The sequence below is a fragment of the Flavobacterium solisilvae genome (assembly GCF_012911605.1).
Lineage (GTDB): Bacteria > Bacteroidota > Bacteroidia > Flavobacteriales > Flavobacteriaceae > Flavobacterium > Flavobacterium solisilvae.
Genome location: NZ_JAAMPT010000204.1, coordinates 154,491 through 166,666, shown reverse-complemented (window position 1 = coordinate 166,666; position 12,176 = coordinate 154,491). Strand labels below are relative to the sequence as shown.

The window sequence follows — 12,176 nt, the reverse complement described above, 5'->3', positions numbered from 1 at the left end:
GTAGTTTTTAATGAAAAATGGAAGTGGTCATTTTGCTCCGAAATTAGGTGGTCAATTTGAATTGGAATCAGGTGGTCACTTTAAATTGGAATTAGGTGGTCAATATCACTGGAATTTGCACACACGACCAATAATTTTACATTTTACATTGTTTAAAACTAACATTGCATTCTTACCTTCATTGTACGTCTTCAAACTAAATTGGACTTTTGCTAAGAGAGTATTTAGTTAATAATTCAAAGATAAAAGATTTTTTTGATTTGTTGATAATTTTGATTTTTGGTACTCATTTCTTCGGTTTAAAATTGCCATTTTCTTTAATCGTTCACGTTCTTTTAAAATTAGTTCGCCTCTTCCAAAATACACATCTGCTGGGGTTAAGTTGTTTAATGATTCATGATAGCGTTGATTGTTATAACGATAAACAAACTTTTCTATAGCAGCTTCTAATTCTTCTGGAGCGAAGTAATGATCAAGTTTTACCAAATTTTTCATGGTTCTGTGATAGCGTTCAATTTTTCCCTGTGTTTGTGGATGATTGGGTCTGCCGTGAACTTGATCCATTTGATAATTGTCTTTTAAATACAATTTTCATTCGCTTCCAATGTAGCATGAGCCATTGTCAGACAAGAGTTTAAGTTTTTTTTTAGTCACCAATTTTCCTTTTTTAATGGCGGTATCAACGGTTCTTTTTACATCATCTGCTTTCATGTTCGAGCAAAGTTCCCAGTGAACAATGTATCGGCTGTAATCGTCCAAAACCGTACTCAAGTAATACCAACCCCAACCCAATATTTTAAAATAGGTAAAATCCGTTTACCACATTTGATGAACAAAGCCTGTTTTATCTGTAAATTCATTACCTGCACTCAGAAAAATATGAGCTGGAGCTGTAATTAAACCTCTTGACTTTAAAATTCTGTAAACGCTTGATTCTGATAGGAATATTTGCTGTTCATCTGTCACTTTATAGGCTAATTCTCGTGAAGATAAATCAGGATATTCTAAAGCTAATTTTACAACTAAATTCTTCTGTTCTTGTGGAATGCTGTTCCATTGCCTGTTTGATGCTCTTTTGGTTGGAAATAATCCTTCAACACCATTTTCGCTGTAAGCATGATACCAATTGTAAAAGGTACTCTTGTTAATTCCAATCTCCCGAAGTGTTCGATTTACGCCAATTTCAGAACGAGTAACCAGGTGAATGATTTCTTGTTTTTCGGATACTGTAAGTCGCATATATTTCTTAAACTTTTCAGTTAATCCAGCATGTCTAAGCTTTTTTTTACAATATCGTAGCGTAAAACCAAATCGGCAATCATGACTTTTAAAGCCTGATTTTCTTTCTTGAGCTCTGCCACTTCATCACTTGTAGCTTCTCTTGTGGTATCGCCTGCTAAACGCTTTTTACCAGCTTCTAAAAACTCTTTGTTCCATTTGTAAAACTGGGATTCATTAATGGAATACTTTCGGCATAATTCTGCAACTGACATTTCTGCTCGTAAAGCTTCCATGACAATTTGAATTTTCTGTTCGGAACTAAAGATTCTTCGTGTGTTTCTACGAATGTCTTTGATGAAATTTTCTGCTGTTTTTTTCTTAGGTGTTTTCATACTATTTCAAAGTTAATAATTTTTGAAAACACTCTCTTAGTTTTGAACTAAATCAGTCCACTTTTTGCTGAAGATTTACAGTACTAACCAATGCTTAATTTTTTTTAATTCCTAAACTATTAAAAAACAACCTACTTTATGATTATAGTCATAAAATTAACTCTATTCAATTAAGACCTTTGGAATATTATTTTAAATCTAAACAATATGAAAAAATTAGTAGTATTTATCACAGCTGTAATGCTATTTTCTTGTGGTAAAAAAGAAAAAGAAGCAGAGGAATACAATCCGGCAACAGCCACAGAAAATGCAACAACATCTGCAGATCCTTCGAGTTATGATCCAAAAAGAGGTGAAGGAAAATTTGACAATGTAGAACTTGGGCCAACTTTAGATCAAGCAATGGCTTCCAAAGGAGAGGAAGTTTCCAGTGTAAAATGTACTTCTTGCCACAAACTTACCGATGAAAAATTAGTAGGCCCAGGTTGGAAAGGTGTAACAGAAAGAAGAAAACCGGAATGGATTATGAATTTCATAACTAATCCTGATCCAATGATTGATAAAGATCCTGAAGTTCAGGCGCAATTGGAGATATGCTTGGTTCGTATGCCAAATCAAGGGCTTAGTGACGATGATGCCCGAAATATTTTGGAATATATGCGTAAAAACGACGGTGTAAAATAAACCAAAACAAGAGATTGGTTAACCCGTGAAAGTACTGACCAATCTTATTTAAATTCAATAATATGAAAAATAAGTTTGTAAAAGCAATTTTTGCTATTGTCCTCGGGAGTGCTTTAGTCACTTCTTGTAAACCAAAAAATTCTGGTGATGCCGTAAGTGGTGATGCTGCTCAAAAAGCATACGTTGCTCCAGGAAAATACGATGAATTCTATAATTTCGTGTCAGGAGGTTTCAGCGGACAGTTGAGCGTTTATGGTCTTCCAAGTGGAAGGTTATTTAGAGTTATACCTGTTTTCTCCGTTGATCCTGAAAAAGGTTGGGGTTATAGTGAAGAAACGAAACCTATGTTGAATACATCTAATGGTTTTGTGCCTTGGGATGATTTGCATCATGTTGAAATGTCACAAACCAATGGCGAAGTTGATGGACGTTGGGTTTTTGGTAATGCTAATAATACACCACGTATTGCACGTGTCGATTTAAAAACATTCAAAACTGCCGAAATTATTGAGCTGCCAAATAGTGGCGGAAATCACTCTTCTCCATTCATTACTGAAAACACAGAATATGTAGTGGCAGGAACTCGTTTCAGTGTACCTGCAGATTATTCAAATGGTGACGTTCCTATTAATACGTATAAAGAAAACTTCAAAGGTCATATCAGCTTTGTAAAAGTAGGTAAGGAAGGCGAAATGGATTTGGCTTTCCAAATCGTAACTCCTGGAGTAAATTTTGACCTTTCTCATGCTGGAAAAGGTAAATCTCACGGTTGGTTCTTTTTCTCTTGTTATAATACAGAACAAGCTAATACTTTATTAGAAGTAAACGCTTCACAACGTGATAAAGATTTTATCATGGCTGTAAATTGGAAAAAAGCTGAAGAATACATTAAAGCTGGAAAAGGCAAAAAACAAGCTGTGAAATATGCTCATAATAAGTGGGATGAAAAAACACATACAGCAACATCTGAAATCAAGAATGAAGTATTGGTATTAGATTCTGCTGAACTAAAAGACATTTGTTATATGATTCCTTGTCCAAAATCTCCACATGGTTGTGACGTAGATCCAACAGGTGAATACATCGTAGGTTCAGGAAAACTGGCTGCTTTAATACCTGTATTTAGTTTTGATAAATTAATGAGAGCGATTAAAAACAAACAATTTGAAGGTGATTATAGCGGAATTCCTGTTGTAAAATATGAAGCAGCTTTACATGGTGAAGTTCAAAAACCAGGATTAGGTCCGTTACATACTGAGTTTGACGGCAAAGGAAATGCTTATACAACGTTTTTCGTATCCTCTGAAGTTGTAAAATGGGATATAAAATCACTGAAAGTATTAGACAGGGTTCCTACTTATTATTCCGTAGGTCATCTTTGTATTCCTGGCGGTGACAGTAAAAAACCTTTTGGCAAATATTTAATTGCTTACAATAAAATCACAAAAGACCGCTATTTACCAACAGGACCAGAATTAGCACAATCGGCTCAAATATTTGATATTAGCGGTGATAAAATGCAGTTAATACTCGATTTTCCAACTATTGGTGAACCACATTATGCTCAAGCTGCACCAGCTGATTTAATTAGAAACAACGGTCAGTTGAAGTTTTATAAAATTGCTGAAAACAATCATCCATTTGTAACCAAAGGAGAAAAAGAAGCCAAAGTAACCCGAAAAGGAAACAGGGTTGATGTTTACATGACTTCCATTCGTTCTCATTTTGCTCCAGATAATATTGAAGGAGTAAAACTAGGAGATGAAGTGTATTTCCATGTAACCAATTTGGAACAAGATTGGGATGTACCACACGGATTTGCTGTAAAAGGTGCCGATAATGGTGAGTTACTAATTATGCCAGGAGAAACAGCAACCTTAAAATGGGTTCCGAAAAAAATAGGTATGTATCCAATATATTGTACCGATTTTTGTAGTGCATTGCATCAGGAAATGCAAGGTTATGTAAGAGTTTCTCCAGCAGGAAGTTCTGTTCCGCTCACTTGGAGTGTAGGAACTAATCTTCCAAAGGCTACCAAATAAAATTAACCAAAGGGAACGGATTTTATTTGTTCCCTTTTTTTCTAAAATCAAATGAAAAATGTAAAAATATCCGGATTATCCAAAGTACTATTACTTATAACAGCAGTACTTTTTGCCAGTTCACTACTTGTTCCAATGTGGCAAATCCAACTTGAAGCACCACAATATCCCGAAGGACTTGTCCTTCGACTACACGCTAATAAAATTGGTGGTGATGTAGAAATTATCAACGGATTAAACCACTACATCGGTATGGCAACTTTACACACCGAAAACTTTTTTGAATTTACTATTTTGCCCTATATCATTGGTGGATTTGCTATTATTTCAATACTGCTGATTTTTATTGCTAAAAGAAAAGCGGTACTTTCTTTTCTGCTTTTGTATGTTACATTTGTTATTTTAGCTGCTATCGATTTTTATCGATGGAACTATGAGTATGGACATAATCTTGATCCAAATGCTGCCATAAGAGTTCCTGGAATGGCATATCAACCACCGCTTATTGGATATAAACAACTCTTAAATTTTGGAGCTTATTCTATTCCTGATATTGGTGGATGGATGTTGACTTTTGCAGGAATATTAATGTTTTCAATAGTCATAAAAGAATATAAATTCAATAAAAAATAAGTATAATGAAAACTTTATTTATATATATGATTGTTATTACAACATTAATTTCTTGTAATTCAAAAGAGTCAGTTCCAATTAAATTAAATGTTGATACTTGTGAATTTTGTAAAATGACTATTTCCAATGGAAAATTTGGAGCTGAATTGATTACGAAAAAAGGTAGAAATTATAAATTCGATGATGTAGCTTGTATGATTCAATTTGCAAAATCAAATACAGTCGTACCTTACGATGCATTTTATGTCAATGATTATTTAAAAGACAATACACTTATTCCAGCCGAAACGGCTCATTTTATCAATGGAGAAAAAATAAGTTCGCCAATGCGAGGCAATTTCGCTGCCTTTAGCTCAGTTAATGAACAAATGGAGTTTAAGAAAAAACTTGAAGCTAAAACTATGACGTGGTCTGAAGTTTATGATGCTTATAAATGAGAAAACTAATTTACATCTTGCTCTTCTTTTGCTTAATTAGTAATGCCAAAACTATTACTGTAGGTAGATTATATCCTGTAAAAACCATAAAACAGGCTATCGCTTTGGCTAACGATGGTGACATCATCATCGTTACTCAAGGTGTTTATAAAGAAGAAAATATTATCATTAATAAAAAAATTAAATTTTTAGGCAAAAATTTTCCAGTTCTTGATGGTCAAAATAAAGCTGAAGTGCTTTCTGTCGCTGCTGACAGCGTTGTGATAAAAGGATTTAAAATTATCAATTCTGGTCATGCTGCGCTCGATGATCCATGCGGAATTAAAGTATATGATCGGAATTTTGTAGTAATTGAAAACAATATACTTGACAATAATTTCTTTGGAATTTATCTGCAAAATTGTAAAAATGCGGTTGTAAAAAACAACACAATTAAAGCCTATGGCAAACAGGAACAGCTTATTGGTAACGGAATTCATTGCTGGAAAAGTGATAATCTGCAAATCATTGGAAATAAAATTTCAGGACATCGCGATGGAATTTACTTTGAGTTTGTAACTCAATCGGTCATTTGGCGAAACATTTCCAGTTATAACATTCGTTACGGTTTACATTTTATGTTTTCCAATGACGATTCCTATATTACTAATGTTTTCAAAGGAAACGGAGCTGGAGTTGCCGTTATGTTTACTAAAAATGTAAAAATGTTCAATAATTATTTTGAAGAAAATTGGGGTGATTCGGCCTATGGATTACTACTCAAAGAAATCTCAGATAGTTATATTTTCAACAACCGTTTTGCCCGAAATACTTCTGGAATATATATGGAAGGGACATCAAGAATTAAAGTTGAGAAAAATATTTTTGAAGCCAACGGTTGGGGAATGAAAATCCAAGCGAGCTGTATGGAAAATGAGATTGTGAACAACAACTTTCTCGGAAATACTTTTGATATTAGTACCAACGGAAGCTTGGTTCTCAACACGTTCAACAGTAATTATTGGGACAAATATGAAGGTTATGATTTAAACAAAGATGGTTTTGGCGACGTTCCATATCATCCGTTGAGTTTGTTTAGTGTTTTAACCGAAAATAATCCGTCGTCAATGATTTTGTTCCGAAGTTTTATGATTACACTTTTAGACAAATCCGAAAAAGTTTTACCCAGTATAACGCCCGATAATTTTATAGATAACAAGCCATTAATGAAATCACTGCCATTATGATTACGATACGAAACATTAATAAAAAATTCGGAAAACTATCGGTGTTAAACGACATCAATCTTTCGTTTAAAAAAGGACAATGTATTGCTTTGATTGGTCCAAATGGTTGCGGAAAAACCACATTAATTAAGTCTATTCTTGGCATGGTAATTCCCAACAGTGGATTAATAGAGTTCAACGGAAAATCTATTCTTGGCGAATATTTATATCGCGAAAACATTGGTTATATGCCACAAATTGGTCGTTATCCTGATAATATGACTATTGGACAAATTATCGAAATGATTAAAAAAATCAGAAATTCTAACCAAGAATTGGATGAAGATTTATTAAAAGCATTTGAATTAGAAAAAATGTTCGATAAGCAAATGCGAACACTTTCAGGCGGAACTACTCAAAAAGTAAGCGCGGTTTTGGCTTTTCTTTTCAATCCTGATGTATTGATTTTAGACGAACCAACAGCAGGTTTAGATCCGTTGGCATCTGAAATTTTGAAGGAAAAAATTATTCGCGAAAAAGAAAACGGAAAACTCATTTTGATAACATCTCATTTGTTGAGTGAATTGGATGATTTGATTACCGAAATTATTTTTATGCAAGAAGGAAAAGTTCATTTTCATAAAAGCATAGAAGTTATAAAAGCCGAAACCAATGAAACCAAAATTTCAAAAGCTATTGCGAGTATTTTAAAGCAAAAGCAATCCAAAAACCAAAATTCGTAACATCATGAACCGAATTATTAAAATCATATTACTCGATATACTAAAGAACAAAATTGTGCTGACTTACACCTTAATTTTGGCGGCACTTTCCTGGAGTTCTTTTGCTTTAGAAGACAATTCTGCCAAAGGTTTGCTCACAATTCTTAACGTAATTCTGTTTACAGTTCCGTTGGTTTCGGTATTGTTTTCTACCATTTATCTTTACAATAGTTCCGAATTTATCGAGTTATTATTGAGCCAACCGGTAAAACGCCGAAAAATTTGGGCAAGTTTATTTCTAGGATTATCGTCGTCTATGGTATTTGCATTTATGGTTGGAGCTGGAATACCATTACTTATCAATGCGCCAAATAGTTTAGGACTTATGATGATAATTATTGGATGTTTAATCACCGTAATTTTTGTAGCATTGGCATTTTTAAGTTCTATTTTAACTCGTGATAAAGCCAAAGGAATAGGAATTGCCATTATGATTTGGCTGTTTTTCGCCTTGCTTTTTGACGGAATAGTTTTGTTTCTTTTATTCCAATTATCCGATTATCCAATAGAAAATTTCATGGTAGGATTAACTGCTTTAAGTCCGATTGATTTAGCCCGAATTCAAATATTGATGCATCTTGACGTTTCGGCAATGATGGGTTATACTGGAGCCATTTTTAAAGATTTCTTCGGAACTTCATCAGGATTAGTGATTTCTTTCCTGCTACTTTGTTTATGGGCAATTATTCCATTTTTTATTTCACTGAAAAAATTCAACCAAAAAGATTTGTAGTATGAAAACCGATATAAGAAACCGAAAAGACATCGAAATATTAGTAAATACTTTCTACGACAGAGTAAAAACTGATGATGTAATTGGCTATTTATTTAATGACGTAGCCAAAGTAAATTGGGAAAGACATTTGCCTAAAATGTATGATTTTTGGGAAAATATTCTTTTTTTCACTGCCAATTATGAAGGAAATCCAATGGCAAGACATAAAGAATTGCATCAAAAAAGTCCAATGAACCCATCGCATTTTGGACATTGGAACAAATTATTCATCGAAACGGTTGATGCCCTTTTTGAAGGACAAAAAGCAGAAGAAATTAAAAACCGAGCAATGAATATTTCGGCAGCAATGATGTATAAAACGTTAAGTCAATGACGCATCACGTTATTTTAATTTTTCATTTATTGGCGGCAACTATTTGGGTTGGCGGACATCTTTTTTTGGCTATTAGAATTTTGCCCGAAGCATTGAAAAAGAAAGATGCTTCTATCCTGAAAAATTTCAAAAGTAAGTTTGAACCTGTTGGAATGCCGTCGTTACTGGTTTTGCTCGTTACCGGAATTTTGATGGCATATCATTATAACGTAACGTTTACCAAATGGTTTTCGTTTTCAAATGCTATCGAAAAAGTCATTTCTATAAAATTGATTTTACTGTTTACTACGGTACTAATGGCTGCTTGTGCAGAAACATTGATTTTCCCAAAGCTAAAATCGGAACGAATGTTTCCAGCCGCATTTTTTATAATAACAGTTACAACCATTGCTGTTACAATGCTAATTTTAGGAAGTTTGATTAGAATTGGAGGTTTATAGTTTTTTAAATGGCTACTTATTTATAATTCTCTCTAAATCAATGCCAACACCAAAATAAACCCCAAAAAAGTTACTTTTATTACCGTTATCCATTTTGAAAAATGGTGTAACTCCATAATCAAATGTGGCTTGTAAATCAATGTATTTTGCTATTCGCGTGCCAATGCCATATTGAGCTGAAAAGACAGTCGTTTCCAAATTATCTTTTACATCTTCTCCTTCTGATGTTGCCTTTGTTATAAAATTGATTTTTGGACCTAAAAACATATAAAAACCTTTTCTGTATTCTTGTCCGAAATCATATTTTAGTAATGGTGAAAACTCAACAAAAGATATTTTATGCAGATATTCTATTTGAAGCGGGTTTGCCCTATACGTTAAATCTCTATTTGAAAGAGCTAAAGTAACTTTCAATCCTAAATTTTTATTAAACGCATATTCGCCATAAACTCCATAGTTAAAACTTATATTATTGTCCAAAGAAGAAAAAGTATTTTGACTATTATTGTTGGCTGCTGTATGAAACAAACCCCCTAAAACTACTCCGTAAGATAATTTTTCTTGAGAAAAAGTTACCGTTGAAACTAGAAATAATAAAACCAAAAACCTAAATGAATTAACCATAATTTATATCTGAATTTTTTTAAGTCAGCAAATGTAAGATTAATTACAATCTTAAAATAGTATTTTTAGCAAAGTCTCCGTTTTATTCAGAACTTAATTAGAATTGGAGGTTTATAGTTTTTCCTTCTTTGAAAAAACTTCCTTTATTTTCGTTTCTTTTTAATGAAAAGGCAACAATCGGAATACTTACCGTAAGCATGTTTTTTAGTTCCAAAAACTCTTTCGACACTTTATATTTGTATTCCATTTCTAAACATTTTTTTTTCCAAAGAAGTAATTGTTCTAACGTTTTTTTCAAATCGGTATCATTTCTAACAATTCCAACATTTCGCTGCATACTATTTTGCAAATCTTCTTTGAATTTATGAATGATTTTTTTGTCTAAAGATTTGTTATTTGAGATGAAACAATCAGAAATTATAGTTTTTACGAATGAATCTTTTTTGTCATTACTTTTCAGAAATTCAAAAATCTGATTGGCATAAACCAATGCTTCCAATAACGAATTCGATGCCAATCGATTAGCACCGTGTAATCCAGTTTGGGAACATTCGCCGCAGGCAAATAAATTTTCAATAGAAGTTTGCCCGTTTTTATCCACCAAAATTCCGCCACATAAATAATGTTGCGTTGGAATTACCGGAATCCAATCTTTTGTAACATCAATTCCTGATAATAAACAATTCTGATAAATCGTTGGAAAATGATTTTTAAATGCTAAAATATCCAAATGTGTGCAATCGAGATAAACACATTTGCTTTTAGAATTTTTCAGTTCGGTTTCAATGCTTCTCGACACAATATCTCGGGAAGCCAATTCGCCTCTAACATCATAGTCAAATAGAAATCGGCGACCTTTTTTGGTTTTCAAATAAGCGCCAAAACCTCTTACCGCTTCCGAAATCAGGAATGTTGACGTTGATTTTGGCATATATAAAGCCGTTGGATGAAACTGAATAAATTCCATTTCTTTAATGGTAGCATTTGCTCGAATAGCCATAGCAATTCCGTCACCTGTAGCAATTAACGGATTGGTTGTTTGTTTATAAACCTGACCAATTCCACCGGTTGCTAAAATTGTGAAACGAGAATAAACTGGAATTATAGTGTCGTTTTTTTCATCTAAAACAAATGCACCAAAACAACTATTGGATTTGGTAATTAAATCGATGGCAAAATGAAAATCGAGGATTTCAATGTTCCTTTTTTGATGTGTTTTCGTCAAAATTGCTCTTTCAATTTCTCGTCCAGTTTGGTCTTTGTGATGCACAACACGATGATTGGAATGTCCGCCTTCTTTGGCTAAATCCAGATTTCCTTCGGCAGTAAGATCAAAATTTGTTCCCCAATCGATAAGTTCTTTCAATCGTTTTGGTCCTTTTTTCACGACCATTTCTACAACTTCACGATTGCATAATCCATCGCCACAAATTAAAGTGTCGTTAATGTGTTTTTCAAAATCATCATCAATGCCATCAATCACTACGGCAATTCCGCCTTGTGCATATTTAGTATTCGATTCATCCGCATTGGACTTGGTTACAATCAGTATTTTTCGATCGGGAAATTGTTCTGCCAGTTTGATGGCAACGGTAAGTCCGGCAATACCTGAACCTAATATAAGATAATCGGTTTCTATTTTCATTATTTTGATAATTCCAACATTCGTTTAATCGGTGTCAATGCTTTTTTTGCAATTTGTTTTGGTACCATAACTTCGGGAGTTTCATTTGCTAAACAATCATATACTTTTTGAAGTGTATTTAGTTTCATATAACCACATTCGCTGCAAGCACAAGTATTGTTTTCAAATGATGGCGCAGGAATTAATATTTTATCGGGAACTTCTTCCTGCATTTTGTATAAAATTCCAGCTTCGGTGGCGATGATAAACTTGTTTTTTGGACTTTGTTTTACATAATCAATCATTCCGGCAGTTGAACCAATATAGGTTGCTGTTTCCAAAATATGTGTTTCCGATTCGGGATGCGCAACAATATCAGCATCGGGATGTTCTTTGTGAAGTTCAATTAATTTATCCAAAGAGAAAGCTTCATGAACAACACAACTTCCGTCCCACAAGATCATTTTTCTACCGGTTTTTCGGTTAATGTAATTGCCTAAGTTTTTATCGGGAGCAAAAATTATCGGAATATTTTCGGGAACAGAATTCACAATTTTTTCAGCATTAGACGAAGTACAAACCAAGTGACTTAATGCCTTTATTTCTGCCGAACAGTTGACATACGTAATTACAATATGATTAGGATGCGCTTCGATGAATTTCTTGAAGATATCCGGCGGACATGATTCTGCTAGAGAACAACCAGCATTCAAATCGGGCAATAAAACTTTCTTTTTTGGATTTAAAACTTTCGCTGTTTCTGCCATAAAATGAACTCCAGCAAACAAGATAATATCAGAATTCACTTTTTCGGCTTCTTGTGATAAACCTAGACTGTCACCTACATAATCGGCAATTTCCTGAATTTCGGGTTGCTGATAATAATGAGCCAAAATCACAGCATTTTTTTCTTTTTTTAAAGCAAGTATCTTTTGTTTCAGATTTTCCATTAGATATTTTTTTACCACGAATTACACAGATTT

General features: G+C 33.5%; 12 protein-coding genes and 1 pseudogene. 9 read left to right on the top strand and 4 right to left on the bottom strand.

The window, feature by feature from the left end:
* Positions 1–228 precede the first annotated feature (228 nt).
* Positions 229–1,613: pseudogene (locus tag G6042_RS06725) on the bottom strand (IS3 family transposase).
* A 207-nt stretch (positions 1,614–1,820) separates the two neighbouring features.
* Here G6042_RS06725 and G6042_RS06720 point away from each other — a divergent pair.
* The 9 genes from G6042_RS06720 (at position 1,821) to G6042_RS06680 (ending at position 8,945) form a co-directional block, all read left to right on the top strand.
* Positions 1,821–2,297: a c-type cytochrome gene (locus G6042_RS06720; RefSeq protein ID WP_169523532.1), complete on the top strand. Its 477-nt coding sequence runs from the start codon at positions 1,821–1,823 to the stop codon at positions 2,295–2,297.
* Positions 2,298–2,359: 62 nt separating this feature from the next.
* Positions 2,360–4,339 (top strand): Sec-dependent nitrous-oxide reductase, encoded by a 1,980-nt coding sequence (nosZ, locus tag G6042_RS06715; protein ID WP_169523531.1) that lies wholly within the window; start codon positions 2,360–2,362, stop codon positions 4,337–4,339.
* A gap of 51 nt (positions 4,340–4,390) precedes the next feature.
* Positions 4,391–4,972 (top strand): hypothetical protein, encoded by a 582-nt coding sequence (locus G6042_RS06710; RefSeq protein ID WP_169523530.1) that lies wholly within the window; start codon positions 4,391–4,393, stop codon positions 4,970–4,972.
* A gap of 5 nt (positions 4,973–4,977) precedes the next feature.
* Positions 4,978–5,409, top strand: a complete 432-nt coding sequence (locus G6042_RS06705; RefSeq protein ID WP_169523529.1) for a nitrous oxide reductase accessory protein NosL — start codon at positions 4,978–4,980, stop codon at positions 5,407–5,409.
* A complete protein-coding gene (locus G6042_RS06700) occupies positions 5,406–6,635 on the top strand; it encodes a nitrous oxide reductase family maturation protein NosD (RefSeq protein ID WP_169523528.1) in 1,230 nt (409 codons plus the stop codon). Before G6042_RS06705 ends, G6042_RS06700 begins: the two co-directional genes overlap by 4 nt.
* Positions 6,632–7,357 (top strand): ABC transporter ATP-binding protein, encoded by a 726-nt coding sequence (locus G6042_RS06695; protein ID WP_169523527.1) that lies wholly within the window; start codon positions 6,632–6,634, stop codon positions 7,355–7,357. The genes G6042_RS06700 and G6042_RS06695 overlap by 4 nt, the downstream gene beginning before the upstream one ends.
* 4 nt (positions 7,358–7,361) lie before the next feature.
* Positions 7,362–8,129, top strand: a complete 768-nt coding sequence (locus G6042_RS06690; RefSeq protein WP_169523526.1) for an ABC transporter permease subunit — start codon at positions 7,362–7,364, stop codon at positions 8,127–8,129.
* Position 8,130: 1 nt separating this feature from the next.
* Entirely contained in the window at positions 8,131–8,505 is a 375-nt protein-coding gene (locus tag G6042_RS06685; RefSeq protein WP_169523525.1) for a group III truncated hemoglobin, read from the top strand.
* Positions 8,502–8,945, top strand: coding sequence for a copper resistance protein CopD (locus tag G6042_RS06680; protein WP_169523524.1), 444 nt, complete (start codon positions 8,502–8,504; stop codon positions 8,943–8,945). The genes G6042_RS06685 and G6042_RS06680 overlap by 4 nt, the downstream gene beginning before the upstream one ends.
* A 12-nt stretch (positions 8,946–8,957) precedes the next feature.
* Here G6042_RS06680 and G6042_RS06675 read toward each other — a convergent pair whose 3' ends face one another.
* The 3 genes from G6042_RS06675 to nadA all read right to left on the bottom strand — a co-directional run bounded on the left by G6042_RS06675 (position 8,958) and on the right by nadA (position 12,143).
* Positions 8,958–9,569: a porin family protein gene (locus tag G6042_RS06675; protein ID WP_169523523.1), complete on the bottom strand. Its 612-nt coding sequence runs from the start codon at positions 9,567–9,569 to the stop codon at positions 8,958–8,960.
* A 97-nt stretch (positions 9,570–9,666) separates the two neighbouring features.
* Entirely contained in the window at positions 9,667–11,214 is a 1,548-nt protein-coding gene (gene nadB, locus G6042_RS06670) for an L-aspartate oxidase (protein ID WP_169523522.1), read from the bottom strand.
* Positions 11,214–12,143 (bottom strand): quinolinate synthase NadA, encoded by a 930-nt coding sequence (gene nadA, locus G6042_RS06665; RefSeq protein WP_169523521.1) that lies wholly within the window; start codon positions 12,141–12,143, stop codon positions 11,214–11,216. The genes nadB and nadA overlap by 1 nt, the downstream gene beginning before the upstream one ends.
* Positions 12,144–12,176 lie beyond the last annotated feature (33 nt).